Origin of the sequence: Serratia myotis, from assembly GCF_027474885.1 — a bacterium.
Classification (GTDB): domain Bacteria; phylum Pseudomonadota; class Gammaproteobacteria; order Enterobacterales; family Enterobacteriaceae; genus Serratia; species Serratia proteamaculans.
In genome coordinates, this window is record NZ_CP099707.1 from 702,317 (window position 1) to 727,081 (window position 24,765).

The 24,765-nt window shown below is 58.0% G+C and carries 19 protein-coding genes; 3 read left to right on the forward strand and 16 right to left on the reverse strand.

Features of this window, described 5'->3' with window-relative positions; translation table 11 throughout:
- Positions 1–139 precede the first annotated feature (139 nt).
- Positions 140–2,029 carry a PhoX family protein gene (locus NHG65_RS03205; protein ID WP_099063107.1) on the forward strand — a complete coding sequence of 630 codons (1,890 nt, stop codon included), beginning with the start codon at positions 140–142 and terminating at the stop codon, positions 2,027–2,029.
- A gap of 39 nt (positions 2,030–2,068) precedes the next feature.
- Here NHG65_RS03205 and apaH read toward each other — a convergent pair whose 3' ends face one another.
- The 6 genes from apaH to lptD form a co-directional block, all read right to left on the reverse strand.
- Entirely contained in the window at positions 2,069–2,920 is an 852-nt protein-coding gene (apaH, locus tag NHG65_RS03210; RefSeq protein ID WP_099063106.1) for a bis(5'-nucleosyl)-tetraphosphatase (symmetrical) ApaH, read from the reverse strand.
- 2 nt (positions 2,921–2,922) lie between these two features.
- The gene (gene apaG / locus NHG65_RS03215) at positions 2,923–3,300 is read right to left on the reverse strand and encodes a Co2+/Mg2+ efflux facilitator ApaG/CorD (RefSeq protein WP_012005174.1); all 378 of its coding nucleotides are present in this window, start codon (positions 3,298–3,300) and stop codon (positions 2,923–2,925) included.
- 12 nt (positions 3,301–3,312) lie between these two features.
- The gene (rsmA, locus tag NHG65_RS03220) at positions 3,313–4,131 is read right to left on the reverse strand and encodes a 16S rRNA (adenine(1518)-N(6)/adenine(1519)-N(6))-dimethyltransferase RsmA (protein WP_085120197.1); all 819 of its coding nucleotides are present in this window, start codon (positions 4,129–4,131) and stop codon (positions 3,313–3,315) included.
- Positions 4,124–5,116: a 4-hydroxythreonine-4-phosphate dehydrogenase PdxA gene (gene pdxA, locus NHG65_RS03225; RefSeq protein ID WP_207979298.1), complete on the reverse strand. Its 993-nt coding sequence runs from the start codon at positions 5,114–5,116 to the stop codon at positions 4,124–4,126. Before pdxA ends, rsmA begins: the two co-directional genes overlap by 8 nt.
- Positions 5,103–6,401, reverse strand: a complete 1,299-nt coding sequence (gene surA, locus NHG65_RS03230; protein WP_099063104.1) for a peptidylprolyl isomerase SurA — start codon at positions 6,399–6,401, stop codon at positions 5,103–5,105. Before surA ends, pdxA begins: the two co-directional genes overlap by 14 nt.
- A gap of 65 nt (positions 6,402–6,466) precedes the next feature.
- Complete coding sequence (gene lptD, locus NHG65_RS03235) at positions 6,467–8,830, reverse strand: LPS assembly protein LptD (protein WP_207979297.1); 2,364 nt, start codon at positions 8,828–8,830, stop codon at positions 6,467–6,469.
- Positions 8,831–9,058: 228 nt separating this feature from the next.
- On the opposite strand from lptD, the gene djlA reads away from it, so the two are divergent.
- Positions 9,059–9,880 carry a co-chaperone DjlA gene (gene djlA / locus NHG65_RS03240; protein ID WP_085120201.1) on the forward strand — a complete coding sequence of 274 codons (822 nt, stop codon included), beginning with the start codon at positions 9,059–9,061 and terminating at the stop codon, positions 9,878–9,880.
- A gap of 60 nt (positions 9,881–9,940) precedes the next feature.
- On the opposite strand, the gene rluA is transcribed toward djlA, so the two are convergent.
- The 3 genes from rluA to NHG65_RS03255 all read right to left on the reverse strand — a co-directional run bounded on the left by rluA (position 9,941) and on the right by NHG65_RS03255 (position 16,184).
- A complete protein-coding gene (gene rluA / locus NHG65_RS03245; RefSeq protein WP_099063102.1) occupies positions 9,941–10,591 on the reverse strand; it encodes a bifunctional tRNA pseudouridine(32) synthase/23S rRNA pseudouridine(746) synthase RluA in 651 nt (216 codons plus the stop codon).
- Positions 10,592–10,648: 57 nt separating this feature from the next.
- Positions 10,649–13,555, reverse strand: coding sequence for an RNA polymerase-associated protein RapA (rapA, locus tag NHG65_RS03250; RefSeq protein WP_099063101.1), 2,907 nt, complete (start codon positions 13,553–13,555; stop codon positions 10,649–10,651).
- A gap of 265 nt (positions 13,556–13,820) precedes the next feature.
- Complete coding sequence (locus NHG65_RS03255; RefSeq protein ID WP_499182935.1) at positions 13,821–16,184, reverse strand: DNA polymerase II; 2,364 nt, start codon at positions 16,182–16,184, stop codon at positions 13,821–13,823.
- 184 nt (positions 16,185–16,368) lie between these two features.
- On the opposite strand from NHG65_RS03255, the gene NHG65_RS03260 reads away from it, so the two are divergent.
- Positions 16,369–17,139, forward strand: a complete 771-nt coding sequence (locus tag NHG65_RS03260) for a DedA family protein (protein ID WP_099063099.1) — start codon at positions 16,369–16,371, stop codon at positions 17,137–17,139.
- A 27-nt stretch (positions 17,140–17,166) separates the two neighbouring features.
- Here the strand turns inward: NHG65_RS03260 and ilvN are convergent, their stop codons facing one another.
- The 7 genes from ilvN to sgrR all read right to left on the reverse strand — a co-directional run bounded on the left by ilvN (position 17,167) and on the right by sgrR (position 24,716).
- On the reverse strand, positions 17,167–17,460 hold the full coding sequence (gene ilvN, locus NHG65_RS03265) for an acetolactate synthase small subunit (protein ID WP_099063098.1): 294 nt from the start codon (positions 17,458–17,460) through the stop codon (positions 17,167–17,169).
- A gap of 3 nt (positions 17,461–17,463) precedes the next feature.
- Positions 17,464–19,158 (reverse strand): acetolactate synthase large subunit, encoded by a 1,695-nt coding sequence (gene ilvB, locus NHG65_RS03270; protein WP_499182936.1) that lies wholly within the window; start codon positions 19,156–19,158, stop codon positions 17,464–17,466.
- A gap of 110 nt (positions 19,159–19,268) precedes the next feature.
- Positions 19,269–19,385 (reverse strand): ilvB operon leader peptide IvbL, encoded by a 117-nt coding sequence (gene ivbL, locus NHG65_RS03275; protein ID WP_208295193.1) that lies wholly within the window; start codon positions 19,383–19,385, stop codon positions 19,269–19,271.
- Between the two features lie 88 nt (positions 19,386–19,473).
- Positions 19,474–20,178 (reverse strand): thiamine ABC transporter ATP-binding protein ThiQ, encoded by a 705-nt coding sequence (thiQ, locus tag NHG65_RS03280; RefSeq protein WP_499182937.1) that lies wholly within the window; start codon positions 20,176–20,178, stop codon positions 19,474–19,476.
- Entirely contained in the window at positions 20,165–21,772 is a 1,608-nt protein-coding gene (thiP, locus tag NHG65_RS03285; protein ID WP_499182938.1) for a thiamine/thiamine pyrophosphate ABC transporter permease ThiP, read from the reverse strand. The genes thiQ and thiP overlap by 14 nt, the downstream gene beginning before the upstream one ends.
- The gene (thiB, locus tag NHG65_RS03290) at positions 21,748–22,734 is read right to left on the reverse strand and encodes a thiamine ABC transporter substrate binding subunit (protein ID WP_085120210.1); all 987 of its coding nucleotides are present in this window, start codon (positions 22,732–22,734) and stop codon (positions 21,748–21,750) included. The genes thiP and thiB overlap by 25 nt, the downstream gene beginning before the upstream one ends.
- Before the next feature lie 320 nt (positions 22,735–23,054).
- The gene (gene sgrR / locus NHG65_RS03295; RefSeq protein WP_207979287.1) at positions 23,055–24,716 is read right to left on the reverse strand and encodes an HTH-type transcriptional regulator SgrR; all 1,662 of its coding nucleotides are present in this window, start codon (positions 24,714–24,716) and stop codon (positions 23,055–23,057) included.
- Positions 24,717–24,765: the final 49 nt, after the last annotated feature.

Consider the following 24,765-nt stretch of genomic DNA (forward strand, 5'->3'; position numbering starts at 1 on the left):
GTTTCTGCGGCAAAATTTCCGCTGACTTTTGATTGTAACATTTTCGTCACACTTCCTGATTAGTATGAAGCCCAACTCTGAGCGCCCGGCAACTCTGGTGAATCTCGATCGCGGCGCCATTTAAAAAGGAAGCAAAGCAATGACGAGCAAAATTGAGCAATTAGACGCCGACCGCCTGACCGATCCCACCCGTCGTAAACTGCTGCTGGGCAGCGCCGGTGCCGTTGGCCTGGCCGGCTTCCTCGGCGGTGGCATCTGGACCGTTTCCGCCCAGGCGCTTGCCGAAGACTTACCGCCGAACAAGCTGCTGGGTTTCAAAGGCATTGCGGCCTCAACCGCCGATGAAGTGGTGATCGCACCGGGCTACCGCGCCGAGGTGTTGATTTCCTGGGGGGAGCCGCTGGTGGAGGGGGCTGCCGCTTTTGACCCACAGGGCAACAATAGCGCCGCCGATCAGGAAAAGCAGTTCGGTGATAACAACGATGGCATGAGCTTCTTCCCGATTGATGACAATCACGGCGTGATGGCCATCAACAATGAATACGTTAACGAGCAGTATCTGTTCGCCCACGGCGGCAGCAAAGCCACCAGTCTGGAAGACGTGCGTAAATCTCAGGCCGCGCACGGGGTTTCCATCGTGGCGGTACGCCGCACCGGTGACAGCCAGCGCTGGGAAGTAGAGCGCCCGTCGCGCTATAACCGCCGCATAACGGCCAATACCGAGATGCAGTTCAGCGGCCCGGCTGCCGGTCATGCATTGCTGCAAACCGCGGCCGATCCTACCGGCCGCAAGGTTCTGGGTACCTTCGGCAACTGTGCCAACGGTAAAACCCCCTGGGGTACTTACCTGACCTGCGAAGAGAATTACGATACCTATTTCGGCACCCATCAGGCCGACTATAAGACCACGGCGGATCAAAAGCGCTACACGCTGAAAGTCAGCGAGCCGGAACGCAACTGGCCGGATTACGACGAACGTTTTGACGTGGCGAAGAACCCGAATGAGTTCAACCGTCACGGCTGGATCGTCGAAATCGACCCGATGAATCCAACCTCGACGCCAATCAAACATACGGCACTGGGCCGCTTCAAACATGAAAATGCCGCCGTGACCGTCGCCAAGGACGGTCGCCTGGTGGTTTACATGGGTGACGATGAGCGCGGCGAGCACATCTACAAGTACGTTTCCAAAGGCGTGGTGGACGTGGCTAATCCGGCCAACAATCGCAGCCTGTTGGACGAAGGCACGCTGTACGTGGCGCAGTTTGACGGTGATGCCGCCGGTACGCCACTGAAAGGCACCGGGCGCTGGATTGCGCTGGAGTTCGGCAAAAATGGCCTGACGCCGGAAAACGGTTTCCGTGATGAGGCGGAGGTGCTGATCTTCGCTCGCAAGGCCGCGGCACAGGTGGGTGCCACCAAGATGGACCGTCCGGAATGGATCGCGGTCAACCCGCATGATGGCCGCGCCTACTGCACATTGACCAACAACAGCAAACGTGGCGAAGAAGGCATGCCATTGAACGCGGCGAACCCACGCCCGAACAATGTCTATGGCCAGATTATTCGTTGGGATGAGGGCGGCGATGCGACGGCAGCGTCATTCTCCTGGGATATTTATGCCCTGTGCGGCAACCCGATTGCGCACCCGGAAGGGGTCAATCGCGGTACGCCAAATATCACGGCCGACAATACTTTTAACAGCCCGGACGGCTTGGGCTTTGATAAGGCCGGTCGCCTGTGGATCCTCACCGACGGCAAATACAGTAACAAGGGCGACTATGAAGGACAGGGGAACAACCAGATGCTGGTGGGCGATCCGCAGAGCGGGGAGATCCGCCGCTTTATGGTCGGGCCAAAATCCTGTGAACTGACCGGTATTACTTTCACCCCGGATTACAAGACCATGTTCGTCAACGTCCAGCACCCGGGCGAAGAGGGCGATTCTCATTTTCCGAACAACAGTCCACGTCCACGCTCGTCAGTATTGATGATTACGCGTGAAGACGGTGGGGTGATTGGCGCTTAAGACGAAAACAGTGGGGCGGCGTTGACCGCCCCGACTTGATTATGACGCGACCTGTTGGTGCACGCCATCCAGCAGATCGCGGCGGTGGGCCGGTTGGGTAAAGTACTGCTGGTCTTCCCAGCGCAACATGGTCAGATCGCCTCCCCAGCAACAGCCGGTATCGAGGCCAATAATGCCTGCCGGTGTGCCTTTGCCTTCCAGTGATGCCCAATGACCAAAGATAATGGTGTAATCGGCATCGACCAATCGTGGCAATTCAAACCAGGGTTTCAGCGGCGCAGGCGCGGTGCCTGGCGCATCTTTGCAGATCATGTCGAGCTGGCCGTTCGGGAAGCAGTAACGCATGCGCGTCAGGGCATTGGTGCTGAAACGCAGGCGTGCCAGGCCACTCAGTTCCGGACTCCAGTTGTTCGGCATATCGCCGTACATGGCGTCGAGGAACAGCGGGTAGCTGTCGCTGCTCAGTACCGCTTCCACTTCGCGGGCGCAGAGCTGTGCGGTTTCAATATCCCACTGCGGCGTAATGCCGGCATGTGCCATCACCAGTTTGAGTTGTTCATCTACCTGCAGCACCGGTTGGCGGCGCAGCCAGTTGATCAATTCGTCGGCGTCCGGGGCCTCCAGCAGCGGGGTGATGCGGTCTTTGGGCTTGTTGCGGCTGATACCGGCGTAGACCGCCAGCAGATGCAGGTCGTGGTTGCCCAGCACCATACGTACCGCCGGACCCAGTGAACGTACGTAGCGCAAGACGTCCAGCGAACCGGGGCCGCGGGCGACCAGATCGCCGGTCAGCCACAGCTGGTCATGCTGAGGATCGAAAGCCACCTGGGCCAATAGCGATTTCAGTTCATCGAAACAGCCATGAACGTCGCCGATAAGGTATGTCGACATAATTAGTGGATCAGCGTTGGAATAGCTAAGCGGAACACCGGAATAGCGGTCTGGAATGGCTGACCCTGATGATCAACCATTTCGTAATGGCCTTCCATGGTACCCAGCGGCGTTTCAAGGATCGCACCGCTGGTATATTGGAATTCGCCTCCAGGCGGGATGAGCGGCTGTTCGCCGACGACACCTTCGCCCTGAACTTCAGTCTGACGGCCATTACTGTTGGTGATCAGCCAGTAACGGCCCAGCAGTTGCACATTGAAACGCCCCAGGTTGCGGATGGTGATGGTATAAGCGAAGACGTAACGTTCTTCCTCAGGTATCGACTGTGATTCCACATAGACACTTTGTACCTGAATACATACGCGGGGCGAATCAATCATGACCACTACTCCTTATTGCTGCGGCGTGGGATTGGCTGAAAGCCAGTTGGCCAGCTTACAGTATTGCGCCACAGAAATATTCTCTGCTCTCAGTATCGGATCGATACCCAACTCCGTCAGTTGCTCCGGGGTGAACAGGTCGCCCAGGCTGTTACGGACGGTCTTCCGGCGTTGGTTGAACGCCTGAGTGGTAATACGGCTCAGCATGCGCACGTCGCCCACCGGGTTCGGGTTCACCAGGTGTGGCACCAGACGCACCACGGCGGAATCCACTTTCGGCGCCGGGGTGAAGGAGGTCGGTGGCACTTCCAGCACCGGGATAACGTTGCAGTAGTACTGCGCCATCACGGTCAAACGCCCGTAGGCCTTGCTGTTCGGGCCGGCAACCAGGCGGTTAACCACTTCTTTCTGCAACATAAAGTGCATGTCGCGAATGGCCTGAGTATAGCTGAAAAGGTGGAACATCAGCGGCGTCGAAATGTTATACGGCAGGTTACCAAACACGCGCAGCGGTTGGCCAGCCTGCTCGGCCATTTCGGCAAAGTTCACCGTCATGGCATCTTGCTGGTGAATGGTCAGTTTGTCTTTCAGCTGCGGGTGGTTCGCCAGGCGGGCCGCCAAATCGCGGTCCAGCTCAATCACCGTCATGCGATCCATACGTGCGCCGACCGGCTCGGTCAGTGCGCCCAGGCCGGGGCCGATTTCAACTACCGCTTCGCCCGGCATCGGGTGAATGGCGGAGACAATGCTATCGATGACAAACTGATCGGTTAAAAAGTTCTGTCCAAAGCGTTTGCGGGCAAAGTGCCCTTGGTGGACTTTATTATTCATTACAATTAATTATCATTTTAATGGCGAGATTCAAGGCCGTTTTAAAACTGCCTGCATCGGCGGTGCCGGTGCCGGCCAGTTCCAAAGCGGTACCGTGGTCGACCGAGGTACGGATAAAAGGCAAACCGAGGGTAATATTTACCGCCCGGCCGAACCCTTGGTATTTTAGCACCGGTAGACCCTGATCGTGATACATCGCCAGCACCGCATCGGCATGTTGCAGATACTTGGGCTGGAACAGGGTGTCCGCCGGCAGTGGGCCGATCAGATGAATACCTTCAGCACGCAGCGCGTCGAGCGCCGGGATGATGGTATCTATCTCTTCATGCCCCATATGGCCGCCTTCCCCGGCATGCGGGTTCAGGCCACAGACATAGATCTGCGGTTGAGCGAGGCCAAATTTGGTTTTCAGGTCATGGTCGAGAATGCGGATGACTTCATGCAGGCTTTGCCGGGTGATAGCGCCAGGCACCGCCAGTAAAGGCAGGTGGGTGGTCGCCAGCGCCACGCGCAGCTCTTCAGTCGCCAACATCATCACCACGCGATCGCAACCGCTGCGATCGGCAAAGAATTCGGTATGGCCAATAAACGGCACGCCGGCGTCGTTGATCACCGCCTTGTTCACCGGGCCGGTGATCAGCGCGGCGAATTCACCGTTCAGACAGCCGTCACAGGCGCGCGCCAGAGTTTCCACCACGTAGGCGCTGTTGCCCACGTTCAACTCGCCTGCCACCACCGGATGAGCAGTAGCGACCGGCAACACCGTCAGCGTACCGGCGCGCTGTGGCTGAGCAGGCTGCTGTGGCTGATAGGTGCGCAGTTGCAACGGCAGGTTTAACTGTCGGGCGCGTTCAAGCAACAAGGCCGGATCCGCGCACACCACCAGTTCAACAGGCCAATCCTGTTGCGCCAGCGCTGCCACTAAATCCGGCCCAACCCCGGCAGGCTCGCCGGGGGTGATTACGATGCGATTATTGTTGTGCATTACCGTCAAGGATCTTCACGTAAGCCTGAGCACGTTGTTCCTGCATCCAGGTTTGCGCTTCTTCAGCAAACTTGCGGTTGAACAGCATGCGGTAAGCGCGATCTTTCTGCGCTGCATCGGTTTTGTCGACCTGACGCGTATCCAGCAACTGAATCAGGTGCCAGCCGAAGGAAGAATGCACCGGTTGGCTGACTTCGCCTTTGCTCAGCTTCATCAACGCGTCGCGGAAGGCTGGATCGTAGATGTCTGGAGAAGCCCAGCCCAGATCGCCGCCCTGCAGTGCAGAACCCGGATCCTGAGAAAGCTGTTTGGCTTCGTCAGCAAACTTGGCGCGGCCGCTTTTGATTTCTTCGGCTACCGCTTGCAGCTTGGCGCGTGCTTGATCGTCGGTCAGCACCACAGAAGGTTTCAGCAGAATGTGACGAGCATGAACCTCGGTAACGGACACCGACTGGCTGGAGCCACGGATGTCATTCACTTTCAGGATGTGGAAGCCTACGCCGGAACGGATCGGCCCAACCACGTCGCCTTTTTTGGCGTTAACCAGTCTTTCGGCGAACAGGGTAGGGATTTCCTGCAGCTTGCCCCAGCCCATGTTGCCGCCTTTCAGCGCCTGGGAGTCAGCAGAGTAGGAGATCGCCAGCTTGCCGAAGTCGGCACCGCCGTTGATTTCGCCCATCAGTTTTTTAGCCAGGGCTTCCGCGTCGTCCACCTGTGCCTGCGACGGGTTTTCCGGCAGTGGGATCAGGATGTGGCTGATGTTCATTTCGGTATCGCTACCGTTCTGAGCGCCAACCTGAGTGGCCAGGGAGTCAACTTCCTGAGGCAGGATAGTGACGCGGCGGCGCACTTCATTGTTACGCACTTCCGTAATCAGCATTTCCTTGCGGATCTGCGAACGGTAGGTGTTGTAGTTCAGGCCTTCATACGCCAGACGGCTGCGCATCTGATCGATGCTCATTTTGTTCTGTGCGGCGATGTTGCCGATGGCTTTGTCCAGATCGGCGTCAGAAACGTTGATGCCCATTTTCTTGGCCATCTGCAGCTGGATGTTATCCATAATCAGACGCTCAAGGATCTGGTGACGAAGCGTTTTGTCATCCGGCAATTGTTGGCCGGCCTGCTGCGCATTGAGCTTCACCGACTGCAACAGGGTGTTTACGTCGCTCTCAAGGACCACGCCGTTATCCACGACGGCGGCGACTTTATCCACTTCTTGGGGTGCTGCGAACGCGGTATTGGCACAAACCACCAATCCGAGAATAAGCGTTCTCCAGTTCTTCATACATTTCCCATTATGTAATCCGCAAATGCGGGTTAAAGTTCTCGTTTTCAAAGTGTTACAAAGCATCAAAATGCACGCTGGTAAGGCAGAATGCCGGAACGCAGCATTTCCGCGGAGCCCAGACTGTGATCGCTGCTCAGGCCACGCAGTTCGACGTTGAACGAAACTTTGTTGTCATAAACACTGGTATTGTTGCTGCCATTCCAGTCGGTGATCTTACGCTCATAGCCCAAGGTCACTGCCCAGCAGCAGGTGTTGTACTTCACGCCGAGCAACTGATCGGCGGACTGCTTGGCACGGGTGTCGTAGTAATAAGCACCTACGACGGCCCAACGATCGGCGATTGGCCAACTGCCGGTGACGCCCACCTGCGAGATACCGTCCTGATAGGCCGGAACCTGCGTGGTGTTCAGTGCCGTCTCAATATACTCCGGCGTGGCGTAACGGTAGTTCAACTGCAATACACGTTCAGAATCCTGACGGTATTCCAGTACGCCGTTGCCCAGCGAGACGCTATTCAGGCGCGTATCATACTGCAGGCCGCCGCGCAGGCCCCAACGATCGTCGATCTTCCAATAGGTGTCGCCGGCCCAGGCCAGGCTGCCGGTGTCATCATTGTTATCGTAACCCGTGGTTTGGTCACCGGTACGTGAACGGCTGAAGTAGTAGATTTGACCCACGGAAGCATTAAAACGTTCAACCAGCGCGTCATCATAAATTCGCGTGGTCAAACCGGTAGATACGCGGTTCTGTGAAGCGATGCGATCCAGGCCGCTGTAGGTACGGTCACGGAACAGGCCGGAGTAGTCGGTTTGCAGCAGCGTGGTGTCGTAGGTGTAGATATTGCTCTGATCGCGATACGGCACATACAGGTACTGCATGCGCGGCTCCAGGGTCTGGGTATAGCCTTCCGACCAATCCATTGGGCGATCGAACACCATTTTTCCGTCGACCTTGAACTGCGGCAAGACGCGGTTAACCGAGTCTTCAAGACCTGGCGCGTTGTTGCCGGTACGGGTCTTGTAGTTGGCGGCGAAACCGTCAGGAATATCCTGCTGATAGTGGGTCGCCAGCAGTTTGGCTTCGGTGTTCAGACTGCCCCAGCCGTTGGTCAGCGGCAGGCTCAGCGTCGGTTCCATATGCAGACGAGTGGCGTCCGGACTGTAAGGGTTGACGCTGATAAACTTGGCCGCCTGGCCGTAGATGCGGAAATCAAACGGGCCGAGATCGTCTTTATAGTAGTTCAGGTCCAGCTGTGGCTGAACTTTGTACGAGTCTGACCGGCTGCGATCGGTATCGTCGTAGATCTGGAACTGTTTGGAACTTAAGGTGGCGTCCCAGTTATCAATGGCGTAGCCGAGGCTGAATTTCTGCGTGGCATAACCGTCGGTGGTGGAACCGTAGGTTGAGTCCAGATCGGTAAAGTATTTGGAATCACTGACCTTGGTGTAGTCGACGTTGAAGCGCCACACCTGGTCCATCACGCCATTGTGGTTCCAGTAGAATAACCAGCGCTTGCTGTCGTCAGGGTTATTCTTGCTGTATTCCTTGTCGTCCGGCAACCAGTCGAATTCCATCAGGCCCAGGCCAGGCTGCACCAGATAGCGGAATTCGTTCTGCAACTGCATGCCGCGTCGGGACATGTAGTGCGGCGTGATGGTGGCGTCGAAGTTCGGCGCAATGTTCCAGTAATACGGCAGCATAAACTCAAAGCCATTGCTGCTGCCATATTTTGCATTCGGGATCAGGAAACCGGAGCGACGTTTATCACCGACCGGCAATTGCAGGTACGGGCTGTAAAACACCGGCACACCGCCAATCTTAAAGCGGGCATTCCAGATTTCCGCTACCTGTTCTTCACGGTCGTGGATCACTTCGGAACCGACCACGCTCCAGCTGTCGTCACCCGGCAAACAGGAGGTAAAGGTGCCGTTTTCCAGAATGGTGTAACGGTTGGCGCCGCGCATCTTCATCTTGTCGGCGTCGCCACGCCCCTGACGGCCTACCATTTGGTAGTCACCCTCATAGACGTCGGTATCTTTGTTGTTCAGGTTTGACCAGGCCTTCGGACCTTTCAGCTTGATCTGATTGTCGCTGTAGTGCACATCACCGGTAGCGGTCACGGTGCGCACCGGATCGGTCTGGCCCGGATTTTGCGTCTGGGTCAGTTCCACCTGCTTGGCGGTCAGAGTGCTGTTGCCTTGTTCAATATTTACGTTACCGGTGAACAGCGCGCTTTTCGGATAATCCGTGCGAGAGTCATCAGCGTTGATAGTGACAGGCAGGCTGTTGGGGTCGCCGCTGACCAGCGGTTTGTCATAAACAGGAACGCCAAGCATACATTGCTCGGCCAGGTCAGCCAGGGCATGCTGGCTGTAGAGTGCCGTCCAAATCAGTGTGGCCAGCAGTGTTGGGAAACTTTTTTTCATACGCGGTTTTGGTGTTCCGTCATCAGAGGCGTCATGTCCGGCAAACGGTCAGAGACTATATTACTCATCTGCGTTGCGCTAGTGTTAAATCCGGCCGTTTACTTGCGTCGTCGATAGGCGCAAAGATAAATGACAGGTATGATAATCCAAATCCTGAGAAAAATCGCCTTAACCCTCACCTAAGACGGGAGGGAGCAGTCGGCTTTCGGCATGATAATTGAGGAGTATATGCAGTATTGGGGAAAACTGCTCGGGGTCATCGTGGCCATTTGGGCTGGCGCGGGATTCTGGGGTGTAGTTTTGGGGCTGATTGTCGGTCATATGATCGACACTGCGCGCAGCAATAAGCGCAGCCGGGGCTTTTTCGCCGGCCAGCAAACGCGGCAAACGCTGTTTTTCCGCACCACTTTTCAGGTGATGGGTCACCTGACCAAATCAAAAGGACGCGTTACCGAGGCGGATATTCAGATCGCCAGCCTGTTTATGGATCGTCTGCAACTGCACGGGGAAGCCCGTACGGCGGCGCAGCAGGCGTTTCGTGAAGGTAAACAGAGCCAGTTTCCGCTGAGAGAAACGCTGCAGCAGTTCCGCAGCATTTGTTTCGGCCGTTTTGACCTGATTCGGATGTTTCTGGAAATTCAAATCCAGGCGGCATTTGCCGATGGCTCGCTGCACCCGAACGAGCGTCAGGTGCTGTATGTGATTGCTGAAGAGCTTGGCATTTCGCGTGCGCAGTTCGATCAGTTCCTCAGCATGATGGAAGGCGGGCGTCAGTTTGGTGGTGGTCAGCAGGGCGGTTATTCGCACGGCGGCTACCAGCAGGCGCAACGTGGGCCTACGCTGGAGGATGCCTGCAAAGTGCTGGGTGTCAGCAGCAGCGACGATGCTACCACCATCAAGCGTGCTTATCGCAAGCTGATGAGCGAGCACCATCCGGATAAGCTGGTGGCGAAAGGTTTGCCGCCGCAAATGATGGAAATGGCCAAGCAGAAAGCGCAGGAAATTCAGGCAGCGTACGACCTGATCAAGCGTGAGAAAGGCTTTAAGTAATAGCGGGCTCTGAATGCCTGACAGGGGCCCAGCATGCTGGGCCCGTCTTTATAATACCACTCAGAAATCCGGTTCGACGCGAAAGTGCATTGGCGTCTGGAATGCCGGGTGGGTAATTCGCAGTTCCTGTGCATGCAGCTGTAATCTGGGCGCCATGGCTTTGGCTTCTGGAGGGGCGTAGAAACCGTCGCCGAGGATCGGATGGCCCAGCGCCAGCATATGCACGCGTAACTGATGTGAGCGGCCGGTAATCGGCATGAGTTTTACCCGCGTGCTGCCATCGGCATCGCGTGACAGCACCAGATATTCGGTTTGCGCCGCTTTGCCGGTCTCGAAACACACCTTCTGCAACGGCCGGTTCGGCCAGTCACAAATCAGTGGCAAATCTACCAAACCTTCGTCCTGCTCCAGATGGCCCCATACGCGGGCGATATAAGACTTCTTCGGCTCACGCTCGCGGAACTGGCGCTTAAGCTCGCGCTCGGCAGGCTTGTTCAGCGCCACTACAATCACGCCGCTGGTTGCCATATCCAGGCGATGTACCGATTCTGCCGCCGGAAAGTCCGCCTGAATGCGTGTCATCAGGCTGTCTTTGTTTTCCGGCGCACGGCCAGGTACCGACAGCAGGCCGCTCGGTTTGTTGACCACGATAATGTGCTCATCCTGATACAGAATATGCATCGGGCCCTGCGGGGGATTGTAAGGTTCCATCTTGTTGACTCCGCTGAAAGTGACGGTACGGGGAACCGCAGTTCCCCCTCGCACAAATTACTGGTGAGTCACGACCACCAGACGGATCGCATCCAGACGCCATCCCGCTTCATTCAGGTTAACCAGCACCTGCTTGCGGTTGAACTCCAGCGTTTCGACTTCGTCATCACGGATGTTCGGGTTGACCGCCTTCAGGGCTTCCAGACGCGCCAATTCGGTGCTCAGCTTGTCATCCGCTTCCTGTTTCGCCAGTTCAATCAGCGCACGGGCCTGTTCTTCAACCAGGCTTTCCGCCTGTTGCAGCATGGCATGCACATCCTGCTGCACCGCATTGACCAGCTTGCTGGAGGTGTGGCGATTAACCGCGTTCAACTGGCGGTTGAAGCTTTCGAATTCAACCTGTGCCGCCAGATTGGTGCCTTTGCGGTCCATCAGCATGCGGATTGGCGTCGGGGGCAGGAAGCGGGTCAGTTGCAGGTGCTTCGGCGCCTGTGCCTCAACCACGTACACCAGTTCGACCAGCAGGGTACCGACCGGCAGCGCCTTGTTTTTCAACAGGGAGACCGCACAGCTGCCGGTATCGCCGGACAGGATCAGGTCCAGACCGTTGCGGATAATCGGGTGCTCCCAACTGACGAACTGCGCATCTTCACGCGACAGGGCCTGTTCGCGATCGAAGGTGACGGTGCAGCCGTCCTGCGGCAGGCCCGGGAAGTCCGGCACGAGCATGTGGTCGGACGGCGTCAGCACAATCAGGTTGTCGCTGCGATCGTCCTGGTTGATACCGACGATATCGAACAGGTTAAGCGCAAAGCCCACCAGATTGACGTCGTTGTCCTGATTGGCGATGGCTTCTGCCAGTGCTTGCGCTTTCTCACCGCCGTTGGAGTGCATTTCCAGCAGGCGGTCACGGCCCTGCTCCAGTTGCACTTTCAGGTGGTCGTGTTGCTGACGGCAGGCGTGAATGAATTCATCCAGCCCTTCCTGCTCGGTCGGCGACGCCAGGAAACCGATCAGTTGCTCGTAGCCGCTGTCATAAATGGTGCGGCCGGTTGGGCAGGTATGCTCGAAGGCATCCAGCCCTTCGTGGAACCAACGCCCCAGTACCGCCTGAGCGGTGTTTTCCAGGTAAGGCACCATGATTTGAATGTCATGCATCTGGCCGATACGGTCCAGACGGCCGATACGCTGTTCCAGCAGATCCGGGTTGAACGGCAGATCGAACATCACCAGGTGGCTGGCGAACTGGAAGTTACGGCCTTCAGAACCGATCTCCGAGCACAGCAGCACCTGAGCGCCGTCTTCTTCTGAGGCGAAGTAGGCGGCGGCACGGTCGCGTTCGATAATCGACAAGCCTTCGTGGAAGACGGCAGCGCGGATCGCTTCACGTTCACGCAGCACCTGCTCCAGTTGCAGCGCGGTGGCGGCGTGGGCGCAGATTACCAGTACTTTCTCGTGACGGTTGGCCACCAGGTAATTCAGCAGCCACTCAACGCGTGGATCGAAGTTCCACCAGGTGGCGTTTTCGCCCTCGAACTCCTGATAAATTTGCTCCGGGTACAGCATGTCGCGCGCGCGGGCATCGACGGTTTTCTTCGCGCCCATGATGCCGGACACTTTAATCGCGGTCTGATACTGGCTCGGCAGCGGCAGCTTGATCTGGTGCAGGTTACGGTGTGGGAAACCTTTGACGCCGTTACGGGTGTTACGGAACAGCACGCGGCTGGTGCCGTGGCGGTCCATCAGCATGGTGACCAGTTCCTGACGCGCCTGCTCACTGTTGTCGCTGTCGCTGTTGGCCGCTTTCAGCAGCGGTTCGATGTCCTGCTCGTCAATCAGTTCACCCAACAGGTTCAGCTTGTCATCGGTCAGACGTTCACCGCTCAGCAGCAGGGTGACGGCGTCGGCCACCGGGCGATATTTCTGCTGTTCGGCGACAAAGTCGTGATAGTCGTGGAAACGGTTCGGATCCAGCAGGCGCAGACGGGCGAAGTGGCTCTGCTGGCCAAGCTGTTCCGGGGTTGCGGTCAGCAGCAACACGCCGGGAATGTGCTCAGCCAGTTGCTCAATCACCTGATACTCGCGGCTTGGCGCGTCTTCGCTCCAGGCCAGGTGGTGGGCTTCATCGACCACCAGCAGGTCCCACTGGGCGTCGGCCAGCTCTTCCAGACGCTGCTTGTTGCGGCGCACGAAGTCCAGCGAGCAGATCACCAGTTGTTCGGTTTCAAACGGGTTGCTGCTGTCGAGTTTGGCCTCTGAGTAACGGCTGTCGTCGAACAGTGAGAAATACAGGTTGAAGCGGCGCATCATTTCGACCAGCCACTGGTGCTGCAGGGTTTCCGGCACCACGATCAGTACGCGCTCGGCGCGGCCTGCCAGCAATTGCTGGTGAATGATCATCCCGGCTTCGATGGTTTTACCCAGGCCGACTTCATCCGCCAACAGCACGCGCGGTGCGTGACGCTGACCGACTTCATAGGCGATATGCAACTGGTGCGGGATCAGGCTGGCGCGCATGCCGCGCAGGCCGGCAAACGGCAGACGATACTGCTCGCTCTGGTATTTACGCGCACGGAAGCGCAGGGCGAAACGGTCCATACGGTCGATCTGGCCGGCAAACAGACGGTCCTGCGGCTTGCTGAAGGTCAGCTTGCTGTCCAGCAGCACTTCACGCATTGCCACACCGCTTTCCTGGGTATCCAGGCGGGTGCCGATATAGGTCAGCAGGCCGTTATCCTCTTTGACCTCTTCCACCTGCAGCTCCCAGCCTTCGTGGTTGCTGATGGTGTCGCCCGGGTTGAACATCACGCGGGTGATTGGCGAGTCATTTCTGGCATAGAGGCGGTTTTCGCCGGTTGCGGGGAAAAGCAGGGTAATCATGCGCGTATCCAGCGCCACGACGGTACCCAGTCCTAATTCGCTTTCCGTGTCGCTGATCCAGCGTTGACCAAGTGTAAAAGGCATATATTGTCGGCTCGATTCTTTAAGTAAGTCTTGTTACCGGGCGAGAAGGCCGCGGCACCCGTATCAAACGTCTGCTAATCCCGATTTATTTTAATATGGCGGGCAATAGCTATTCATCCCATGCATACATCATCGATGGCATGGGTGGAGTGTGGTCCAGAATTTGGGAAGGGCGCTATGGTAATGGAAGGCGGCGCGTTCGTCACCTGCAAAACCCGATGATTTTTCTTAACCCTTCGCCAACGCCCGCATGGCGGGCGGAATGTTAAAACAGGCCCATCTGTCCGGTCACCAGAGTGGTAAAATCGTCATGTAAAAATGGCAGTATGGCGTCAGCCACCGGTTCCAACTGGCGCTCCAGATAATGGGGGTAATCAATTGCCGACTGCTGGGTTTCCAGCGGCTCTGGCCCGGCCACGGTCATCACATAGCTGATCCAGCCGCCGTTCTGGTATTGCAGCGGTCGCCCCTGCTGACGATTATAGTCGTCAGCGATGCGGGCTGCGCGAACATGTGGCGGGACGTTACGTTGATATTCGTCCAGCTTTCTGCGCAGGCGCTTGCGGTAGACCAGCCGATCGTCGAAGTCGCCGTTAAGCGTTTGGCTAACGTATTCACGCACAAAATCCTGATACGGCTGCCGCTTGAAAATACGTTGGTAAAGCAGCTGTTGGAACTGCTGTGCCAGCGGTGTCCAGTCGGTACGCACCGTTTCCAGCCCTTTGTACACCATCTCTTCGCTGCCGTCCGGTTTGGCGATCAGCCCGGCATAGCGTTTTTTACTGCCCTGTTCGGCACCGCGAATGGTGGGCATCAGGAAGCGCGAATAATGGGTTTCGAACTCCAGCTCCAGCGCATTTTCCAGCCCGTACTGTTGCTGTAAATGCTGTTGCCACCATTGGTTCACCTGTTGCACCAGGGTCCGGCCTATTTGCGCCGCCTGTTGCTCGTCATGCGGCTGCTTGAGCCAGACGAAGGTGGAATCGGTATCCCCGTAGATCACCTGATAACCCTGAGCCTCGATCAGCTCGCGCGTCTGGCGCATGATCTCATGGCCACGCAGGGTGATTGACGAGGCCAACCGCGGATCGAAAAAGCGGCAGCCGCTCGATCCCAGTACGCCGTACAGCGCGTTCATAATGATCTTTAATGCCTGGGACAAGGCTTTGTTCTGTTGACGCTTGGCTGCCTCACGCCCCTGCCAGATCTGTTCGACGATCGCCGGTAGACAGTGTTTGCTGCGCGAGAAGCGTGCATGGCGGAAACCGGGCACCGAATCGGCATCGCCGGGGTGCTGCATGCCTTCCACCAACCCGACGGGGTCGATCAGGAAGGTGCGGATGATCGACGGGTACAGGCTCTTGTAATCCAGCACCAGCACCGAGTCATACAGGCCGGGCTGTGAATCCATCACAAAGCCACCAGGGCTGTGTTCTTCCGGTTGCTCGCCGAGGTTGGGGGCAACAAAGCCCAGCCGGTGCATGCGCGGCATATACAGATTGCTGAACGCGGCCACCGAACCGCCGCTGCGGTCGGCGGCCAGTCCGGTCACCGTGGCGCGCTCCAGCAGGAAGGTCAGCAGATCGGTCTTGGCGAAGACTCGCGTCACCAGTTCGCAGTCCTTCAGGTTGTAGCGTGCCAGCGCCGGTTTGTCTTCGGCAAAGCGCCGGTCGATTTCCGCCATTCGCTGGTAAGGATTGTCGATCGACTTGCCTTCTCCCAGCAGCGTCTGTGACACATGCTCGAGGCTGAAGGAAGGGAAGTTCCAGGTGGCGGACTTCAGTGCCTCGATGCCGTCAATAATCAACCGCCCGGCGGCGGAGGCAAAAAAGTGATTCTGCTTGAAACCGTGTTCACGCCACTCCAGCAGGTTGCCGCCACGACCAAACCGTAACGGGATTTGGTAACGCTCGGCATGTTTTTGCAGCACCCGTAAATCGAACTGCACCAGATTCCAGCCAATGATGGCGTCGGGATCGTGTTGTTCCAGCCACTGATTCAGCCTTTCCAACATTTGTGGGCGGCTGACACAGTACTCCAGGTCAAAATCCAGCGCCTCATTGCCACCGTTAGCGGGCCCGAGCATGTAAACCTTACGCTGACCGCAGCCTTCCAGCGCGATCGAGTAGAGCTCGCCATGGGCGGTGGTTTCAATGTCCAGCGAGACCAGTTTCAACGTGGGGCGATATTCCGGCGCCGGCTTCATCTGGCCGTTGATCAGCGGGCCATTGCCGTTGGCCTGGCCGCTGAACCACACCGGTGCGGTGATAAAGCGTTCCATCAGGTAGCGTTCCGGCGGGCGGATATCGGCCTCGTAGAGATTGACGCCGCCGTCTTTCAGCAGCCTTTCCAGTTTGATCAACTGACGGTGCTGACGGCAATAGAGCCCCAATACCGGGCGATGATGAAAATCGGTTAGCGGCAGCGGTTTTAGCTCCCATTGGCGTTCTTCACGCAGCAATTGCTCAGCGCGTTGGCGCTGTTCCGCTGGGATAAAGGCGACTGAGGTCTGCGGCGACAGGCGAAGTTGCTGCGGGCCGTGATCGGTCGCCAGCCAAAACTCCACCTCGGTGCCGGCGGGCGTATCACGCCAGTGGCGGGTGAGCAAGAAACCCTGTTGGAGTGACATCACGCTGTTCCTGACAAGCTAAGCTAAAGGGGGGAATAGATAAATTATAGTATGGGTTTTTATACAGTGATTGTCCATTACCGCACAGTTCTGCCAAAAACGCATACAATTCACCGGTTGACTCGTTTCCGGCGGCACCTGACAATCCCACGCCCACGCGCTTTGGATAACCAACAGAGGTTTAATGGAAGCCTATTTACAGCATTTGATCACCCAGTCTTTGGCTTTCACTCTGATGGTCGTCATGTTTGTCGCGTTTTTGGAGTCGCTGGCGCTGGTCGGGCTGCTGTTGCCCGGTACGGTGATGATGGCCAGCATCGGTGCGCTGATCGGCAGTGGTCAGGTAGACTTCTATTATGCCTGGGCTGCGGGGATCGTCGGTTGCCTGCTGGGGGACTGGATCTCTTATTTTATCGGCCGTGCCTTCAAAGGGCCGTTGCACCGCTGGTCATTCCTGAAAAAGAACAAGGCTATGCTCGACAAGACCGAACATGCGCTGCATCAACACAGTATGGCGACCGTTCTGATTGGCCGCTTTGTCGGCCCGACCCGCCCGCTGGTACCGATGGTGGCGGGGATGCTGGACTTACCGCCGTACAAATTCGCACTGCCAAACATTATCGGCTGTATCACCTGGCCGCCGGTCTACTTCTTCCCGGGGATTCTGGCCGGGGTGGCGATCGACATTCCCGCCAGCGCCAACAGCGCTTTATTCAAATGGCTGCTGTTTGCGGTGGTGGTGTTGATCTGGCTGGCCGCCTGGCTGAGCTGGCGCTGGTGGCGTGAAGGCAAGCGCAGCGCCGATCGACTAAGCAACTGGCTGTCACCGGTACGGCTGCGGATGGCCTGCGTACTGAGCTGGATCCTCGCGCTCACCACCTTTTATTATCTGCACCAGCAGCCGTTGATGCCGGTTTACCGGCATTTGCTGTGGAAGGTGCTGGCCGGGCAGTAACCAGGGGGTGTAACGCCCCTCGGTGCATTACTGGAAGAAAGCCTCTAACTGTTCGAACACCCGCACGTCTTCGCTGTGGCGTTTTACCTGCAGCACATCTTCGAGTTTTTCCACCTGGCTGATCATCTGCATCAGCCGTTGATCGTCCGCCACCAATAGCCAGATACGGCTCTGTTTGCCGTCTTTCAGCGGCAGACACAGAATGCCCTCTACGTTGAAGGCGCGGCGGGCAAACAGGCCGCACACGTGCGACATCACGCCGGGATGGTTACGTACCGTCAGCTCCAGGATCACCTGTGGGTTATTGTGTTGTTCTGACATGGCTTATTCTCCAATCATGTCGATGTTGGCGGCACCCGGCGGCACCATCGGGAAGACTTTTTCATTGATATCAATCAGCGCGTGGATCAGGCAAGGGCCGGGCCGTTGGATCGCTTCGGCCAGCGCGGCCTGCGGATCTTCTGCGGCGTTCAAATCGCAGGTATCCAGCCCGAAACCGGCGGCAATCTTGATAAAGTCGGTACGCTTGGGATAGGCGGCGGCAAAGATGCGCTGCTGGTAGAACAGCGTTTGCTGCTGATGCACCAGCCCCAGCGCCTGGTTGTTCATCAGGATAATTTTCACGTCCAGATCCTGCTCGACGGCAGTGGCCATTTCCTGAATGTTCATCATCAGGCTGCCGTCACCGGAGAAGCACAATACCTTGCGCTGCGGCTCGGCCAGGGCTGCGCCGATCGCCGCCGGCAGGCCGAAGCCCATGGTGCCCAGGCCGCCGGAGGTCAGCCACTGGCGCGGACGGCTCAGCGGATAAGCCTGCGCCACCCACATCTGATGCTGGCCCACATCGGTGGTGATGATGGCGCTTTCGTCCACGCAGCGCGCAGCGGCCAGCACCAGCCCGTAGTGACTCAGCGGATCTTCGGCGTTCGGCATGCTGAACGGGAACTCGCGCTTCAGACCGTTGACGGTATCCAGCCATTCGCTGCGCGGCTGCGCCTCAATCTGCGGCAGCAGTTGCTGCAGCACCTGGCCGACGTCGGCATGAATGGCAATGTTGGCCTGTTTCACCTTGCCCAGTTCGGCACGGTCGATATCCACGTGAATGATGCTGGCGTTCGGGCAGAACTGTTCGGTTTTGCCAATTGCCCGATCGTCAAAGCGTGCGCCCAGAACGATCAGCAGGTCGGCCTCTTGCAGAATAAAGTTGGTACTGCGCGCCGCGTGCATCCCCAGCATGCCCAGCGACAGTGGATGCTGCACCGGCATGGCGCCCAACGCCATCAGCGTCATGGTGGTCGGCAGGTTGGCGCGTTCCGCTAACTCAATCGCCTGTTGGTGAGCATTGGCGCAGATGATGCCACCGCCCAGGTACAGTACCGGGCGCTTGGCCTGGTTAATCATCGCCGCGGCCTGCGCTACGGCAGTGGCCTCGAAGGTGGGGGCGGCGTCGGGAACGGCGATCGGCGGCAGTTCATCCCAATCGATCACCGCGGTTTGTACGTCCTTCGGTACGTCGATCCACACCGGGCCAGGACGGCCGGATTCGGCGATATGGAATGCGTCGCAGATCACCTGTGGCAGTTCACGGATATCGCGCACCAAATGGTTGTGCTTGGTGATGGGGATCGAGATGCCGTAGGTGTCTACTTCCTGGAAGGCATCGGTGCCGATCATCGAAGAGGGCACCTGGCCGGTGATGCACACCAGCGGAATGGAATCGAGCTTGGCGTCGGCGATGGCGGTCACCAGGTTGGTGGCGCCCGGCCCGCTGGAGGCGATGCACACCGCAGCTTTACCATTGGCGCGTGCCATGCCCTGTGCCATAAAGCCCGCGCCCTGTTCGTGGCGTGCCAGTACGTGATGAATGCGGGTGCTTTGGCTCAGTGCGTCATACAGCGGCAGCGCCGCGCCACCGGGAATGCCGGCGACGGTGGTGATGCCCTGACGTTCCAGCAGATGAACGATCAACTGTGCGCCGGTGAAGCGGTTGCCTTGCTGTGGCGTGCCCGAAATTGCCATGTTCCTATCCTTTCTCAAGGCCGGTTCGCTTTTCTGGGCAGGGGGCTGAAACTAAAAACCCCGCCCGGTTGCGCCGGCGGGGTTTGGGAATCGATGCGTTGATTCGGACCCTACGGCGCATTGCCGACGACCACCACCACACGCACGACGACCATCACCGCGGCTGGTAGCGCGGTAACTAGTAGGGTCGAAGTCAGCGAGGATGCGATCACAGGGAACCTTATCATCAGTAAAAAAAGTCAGGATTTTATAAAACCACAGGCGAAAAATTCGCACAACAGGTTTATTTGCGCAGCATAAAAAACGCGCGGCAGATCACGGTTTGTGTGAAATACCCAACACCCAGGCTTCCGGCGCACTGCCGTCCAGCAATGCCTGGGTTGGACCGTCGTAATAAATGCGTCCATCGACTACCAACAGGGTACGTGGCGCGATGCGCGCGGCGTCATCCAGGTTGTGGGACACCATCAGCAGCGTCAGGTTGCGCTGGTCACACACCTCCCGCAGCAGCTGCAGCATCTCATTGCGTAACGCCGGATCGAGCGCCGAAAAGGGTTCGTCGAGCAGCAAGATGGGTTGTTGGCGGATCAGACAGCGCGCCAGGGCGGCACGCTGACGTTGGCCGCCGGAAAGCTGGGACGGCAGACGTGGCAGATGCTCTTCCAGCCCCACTTGCCGGGCAATCTGTGCCAACTGCTGCTTTTGCTGCTCATTCAGCCGCAGCCCCGGATCCAGCCCCAATCCGATGTTCTGCGCCACCGTCAGGTGGGCAAACAGGTTGTTTTCCTGAAACAGCATCGAGACCGGGCGTTTGGCCGGTGGTGTGGCGGTGTGAACGCTGCCGTTCAGCAGCAGCTTGCCGCTGGCGGCCGGCAGGAACCCGGCGATCAGGCTGAGCAGGGTGCTTTTGCCTGCCCCACTGGGGCCAAGCACCGCGACACGTTCGCCCGGCTCAATGCGCAGGTCAAAGCGCATCGGCAGGTGCTCATACAGGTAGGTCAGTTTTTCAAGCTCTATCATGGCGGCCCGGTAAGCGTTCGATCAGGGTAAACAGCAGGAAACACAACAGTAGCAACAACAGTGCGGTGACCGCGCCGTCATTACTGCGATAGGCGCCAATCTGCTGATACAGGTAGTAAGGCAGAGTGCGAAAGTGCTCGTTGCCAAACAGGGCCACCACGCCGAAATCGCCGATCGACAGCACGCAGGCAAAGGCCAGCGCCTGGGCCAGCGGGCGGCGCAACGCTTTCAGCTCGATAAGCCGCAGCCGCTGCCAGCCGTGGATATCCAGCGATAGACACAGTGGGTTGTAACGTTCGGCCAGGTCGCGCATCGGGTTTTCCAGCACTTTCAGCGCGTAGGGCACCGCCATCAGTGCATTGGTGAGGATCACCAGTGCGTACGGCGACTGTGGCAGCCCGACGGTATCGCTCAGCAGCAGGAAGAAGCCGGTCGCCAACACGATGCCCGGCATCGCCAGGATCACCATGCCGCTCAGTTCCAGTGCATGGCCCCAGCGCAGGCTCTGTTGCAGCTTCAGCTCACGGCTGCTCCACAGCAGCATCATGGTCAGCACCACGCACAGTGCGCCGGCACCGAGAGCAATACGCAACGAGGTAAACAACGCCTGCCACAGCACCTGCTGTTGCAGCACGCTGACCAGAGTTTGGTTGGCACCGTCAGCAATCACCGCCAACAGCGGGGGTAACAGCAGTAGCAGGGCGGCGACGATCAGCAAAAAGTCGCTGACCCGGCGCCCCAGGCTGTCTTCCGGGTTACGCCAGACGTGGGCCTGGGTGTTGCCGACCGGCAAGGCCTGGCTCAAGCGCTGGCTGAGTACCACCAGCCCCAGGCAGCAGGCCAGTTGGATCAGCGCCAACAGCGCGGCGCGGCTGAGATCGTAGTCATAGCTGAGCGCCTGGTAGATCGCCAGTTCGATGGTGGTGGCCTGTGGCCCGCCACCCAGTGACAATACGGTGGCGAAGCTGGCAAAGCACAGCATAAAGATCAGCGCCCCGCTCGGCAGGATCTGGCGGCGTAGTGCCGGCCACTCGACAAAACGAAACTGTTGCCAGCTGCTCATGCCGAGTTGTGCTGCCAGTTGGCGCTGTTCGACCGGAATATTTTCCAGCGCCTGCAACAGCAGGCGGGTCGCCAGCGGCAGGTTGAAGAACATGTGGGCCAACAGGATGCCCTGCAGGCCATAAGGCGAGAAGCTGTAATCAATGCCTAACCAACCGCACAGCGCGGCCAGCCAGCCCTGTCGACCATAAACGCTGAGCAGGCCGAACACCGCCACCAGCACCGGCAACACCAGCGTCATGGCGCACAGCCGCAGCAGTAATTGGCGTCCAGGGAAACGGCGGCGGTACAGCGCGCGCGCCAACAAAATGGCGGGCAGCACCGAGATCAGTGCGGACAGCAACGCCTGCCAGAAGGTGAAACGCACCACATGCCACAGATAGCTGTCCTGCCATAGACCTTGCCAGTCGCTTTCCGGCGCGTGCCGCCACAGAGAACCCATCGCCAGTGCGGCGATGGTCAGGATCAGACCGGCAGCCAGCAGCCCCGGCCATAGCCAGCGTGGGATCAGTGGCTTACGGCGGTTTGCCATGCCCGGATCCAGTTGCCGCGTTGTTTGGCCACTTCTTCAGCGCTGTATTGCAGCGCGGTTTGCGGGACGGTCATTTGTTCAAACCCGGCCGGCAGCTGGGTTTTGATCACCGGGTACATCCAGTTGCCGGTGGGAATGCTGTTCTGGAACGCCGGGGTCACCATAAATTGCATAAAGCGTTCTGCCAGCTCGGGTTGTTTGCTGGCCTTGAGTTTGCCCGCCACTTCGACCTGCAGATAATGGCCTTCGCTGAAGTTAGCGGCGGCGTAGCTGTCTTTTTTCTCTTCGATCAGATGGTAGGCCGGGGAGGTGGTGTAGCTGAGCACCAGGTCACCTTCGCCTTTCAGGAACAGGCCGTAGGCTTCACTCCAGCCCTTGGTCACGGTGACGGTTTTCTTCGCCAGCTTTTGCCAGGCTGCGGGGGCCTTGTCGCCATAAACTTTCTGCATCCACAGCAGCAGGCCGAGGCCGGGGGTGCTGGTGCGCGGATCTTCGTAAATCACCTTCCAGTTCTGGTCACTGTCGACCAGCTCCTGCAGGCTTTTTGGCGGGTTCTTCAGCTTTTCTTTGTTGTAAACGAAGGCAAAGTAGCCGTAGTCATAAGGCACAAAGGTTTTATCCTGCCAGCCGCCGGGGACGCTCAACTTCGCGCTGTCGACGTCGCTTGGCGCGAATAAACCGGTTTGTTGCGCAGCCTGCAGCAGGTTGTTGTCCAGCCCCAGCACGACGTCGGCGGCGCTGTTTTTCCCTTCCATGCGCAGGCGGTTAAGCAGCGAAACGCCGTCTTCCAGCGCGACGAACTTCAGCTCACAGTCACACTGGGCCTCAAAGGCTTTTTTGACCGCCGGACCCGGGCCCCAGTCGGCAGCGAACGAATCATAGGTGTAGACCGTCAGCGTGGGTTTGGCGAACACCGGTGCGGCGCACAACAACAGTAATAAGGGCAGGCTTTTCTTGACCACTTTGCACTCCTGAAAATTTAGGGGGGCAAGGGTATCTGAGGGGGCGATCGGCTGCTGCCGGTTCGCTGGGCTCAAATCCCTCCGCCGGTATTGACCGGATCAGGTTCGACGGGTTTATCCCCTTCATACTTGAAGTTGCAGCGGTGTTGGCTTCTCTCTCTCACCCCAGTCACATAGGAATTCTATGTTCTTGGGGATTCGCTCGGTCGCCGCCTACCTGCAACTCCAATTATTTTGGGTATATCTCAGCAATAAATCGTTTTTTGCACCCCGTTGAGACGGCGCCATTGTAAAGACTAACGGGCGCCGGTGAAAGGCGCTTATGCTTCCGGCGGCGCAAACCAGGCGGATTTAAAATCAAACCAGCCGAGGGTGTTCATTCGCACGCCGCGCATGCTGCGTTGGCCGTGCAGTTGCAACCAGTGGTGGAACAACGGGTGTAACTGATGATTGCTGACCAGGCGTTGGCAAAAATCGGCCAGCGGCAAGGCATTGGCACGCCACAGTGCGGCATCCGTAGCGAGGTCTTCATTCATGCAGTGCTGCATCAGCGGCAGTTCATACAGGGTAGCGAACAGCGAGAACTCCAGCGGCAGATAGAAGTTGGCGCTACCGAGCCATAAATCGCTACTGGCTTCGCCTTTATGCCAGGTGTCGTAATCCACAACCTGGATCTTCAGCTTGATGCCCTGCTGCGCCAGCAGGGGTTCGATCGCCTGTTGAATGGCGTGGAATTCCGAATGCTCGCTGTAGTAGGTCAGCGTCAGTTCGGTCAGCCCGGCCGGTTTGGGCTGCTGCGCCAGAGCCCGATTATGGTGCCAGCGCGGCAAAAGGCCGTAGGCCGGTGACCAATAGCGCTGATAGACCGGGCCGGCATTGCTCAACAGCGAAATGGGGTTGATCAACTCGCACAGCCAGCTGCGAATAGCCGGATCGGCCGCCAGCGGCGAACGCTGATCGAACAGCAGGAAATAGCAGCCTTCTTCCAACCGGCTTTCCAGCTCATTTTTGCCGGTATCGTCCGCCTGCAGTTGGACGCCGGAATGCACCAGTTCCTCAGTCACTTCCGGCAACACCCAGATATTCACCTCATCGATCAGCGCGCGGTAGCCAAAATAATCGTCAAAGGCGTGAATTTTCATCTGGCTGCGGTGGTTGCGCACCACGCTATACGGCCCGGTCCCCACCGGGTGGCGTGAGAATTCCGGCAGGCTCTGCCATTCACGCGGCAGGATCATCGCGGGCACGCTGCCCAGCAGCCACGGCAGCCAGTAATCGGGACTGTGCAGATGGACGTCGATCACATAAGGCGTCGGTGAAGTCACTCGTTCAATATGGGAAAACAACGGCTGTGGCATCAAGCGGGTAAGCGAACTGATGACATCCTCCATTTCCAGCTCGCGGCCATGGTGAAAATGAATCGCCGGGCGCAGATAAAAACGCCAGTGCTGTGGAGTTAATGGCTGCCAGTGATGCGAAAGGTCAGACTCCAGTTCCCCGTTTTCCTCATTTATCCGCGTCAGGCCGCTGAAAATTTGCCGTGCCAGATGGGTTTCCGAACGCCGCAGCGCCGAACCGGGCAACAGGTTGTACAACTGGCGATAGTAGAGCACCCGCAGAATGTGTTTCCCCTGACGAAAGCTGCGCCCCAGTTGGGATAGCAGCATCTGCCGCACCACGTTTTTATCGCCGACCAGTTGCACCAGTTGATCGATGCGGTCCTGCTCCAGCAATTCCTCCGCCCGCTGCTGTTGCAACGCCAGACCGGTGTAATGAAAGGTGAGCCGTGAACGCTTGCCGCGCCCCGACTCTGCCTGCCAGGTTAGCCAGCCCTGCTGCTGCATGGCGCCCAGTAACGAACGTACGTGGCGGCGCGAGCAGGTGAGCACTTCGGCCAGCTCTTGCAGGGTCGTTTCTGTCGGCTCGCCGTGGCAACGCTGCCACAGGCGAATGAACTGCTGTTGCAATCTGGATGTGGACATAAAAGAGGAACGCTCCGGCATCAACCCATCAATTTATCTTTCCCTATAT

Bases quoted from the DNA above. Each gene is read 5' to 3' on its own strand.
- thiQ (WP_499182937.1), bottom strand. From the start codon at position 20,178: ATGATAGAGCTTGAAAAACTGACCTACCTGTATGAGCACCTGCCGATG.
- ilvN (WP_099063098.1), bottom strand. From the start codon at position 17,460: ATGTCAGAACAACACAATAACCCACAGGTGATCCTGGAGCTGACGGTA.
- apaH (WP_099063106.1), bottom strand. From the start codon at position 2,920: ATGTCGACATACCTTATCGGCGACGTTCATGGCTGTTTCGATGAACTG.
- lptD (WP_207979297.1), bottom strand. From the start codon at position 8,830: ATGAAAAAAAGTTTCCCAACACTGCTGGCCACACTGATTTGGACGGCA.
- NHG65_RS03205 (WP_099063107.1), top strand. From the start codon at position 140: ATGACGAGCAAAATTGAGCAATTAGACGCCGACCGCCTGACCGATCCC.
- rluA (WP_099063102.1), bottom strand. From the start codon at position 10,591: ATGGAACCTTACAATCCCCCGCAGGGCCCGATGCATATTCTGTATCAG.
- pdxA (WP_207979298.1), bottom strand. From the start codon at position 5,116: ATGCACAACAATAATCGCATCGTAATCACCCCCGGCGAGCCTGCCGGG.
- apaG (WP_012005174.1), bottom strand. From the start codon at position 3,300: ATGATTGATTCGCCCCGCGTATGTATTCAGGTACAAAGTGTCTATGTG.
- NHG65_RS03255 (WP_499182935.1), bottom strand. From the start codon at position 16,184: ATGTCACTCCAACAGGGTTTCTTGCTCACCCGCCACTGGCGTGATACG.
- djlA (WP_085120201.1), top strand. From the start codon at position 9,059: ATGCAGTATTGGGGAAAACTGCTCGGGGTCATCGTGGCCATTTGGGCT.
- thiP (WP_499182938.1), bottom strand. From the start codon at position 21,772: ATGGCAAACCGCCGTAAGCCACTGATCCCACGCTGGCTATGGCCGGGG.
- NHG65_RS03260 (WP_099063099.1), top strand. From the start codon at position 16,369: ATGGAAGCCTATTTACAGCATTTGATCACCCAGTCTTTGGCTTTCACT.
- ilvB (WP_499182936.1), bottom strand. From the start codon at position 19,158: ATGGCAATTTCGGGCACGCCACAGCAAGGCAACCGCTTCACCGGCGCA.
- rsmA (WP_085120197.1), bottom strand. From the start codon at position 4,131: ATGAATAATAAAGTCCACCAAGGGCACTTTGCCCGCAAACGCTTTGGA.
- surA (WP_099063104.1), bottom strand. From the start codon at position 6,401: ATGAAGAACTGGAGAACGCTTATTCTCGGATTGGTGGTTTGTGCCAAT.
- sgrR (WP_207979287.1), bottom strand. From the start codon at position 24,716: ATGTCCACATCCAGATTGCAACAGCAGTTCATTCGCCTGTGGCAGCGT.
- rapA (WP_099063101.1), bottom strand. From the start codon at position 13,555: ATGCCTTTTACACTTGGTCAACGCTGGATCAGCGACACGGAAAGCGAA.
- ivbL (WP_208295193.1), bottom strand. From the start codon at position 19,385: ATGATAAGGTTCCCTGTGATCGCATCCTCGCTGACTTCGACCCTACTA.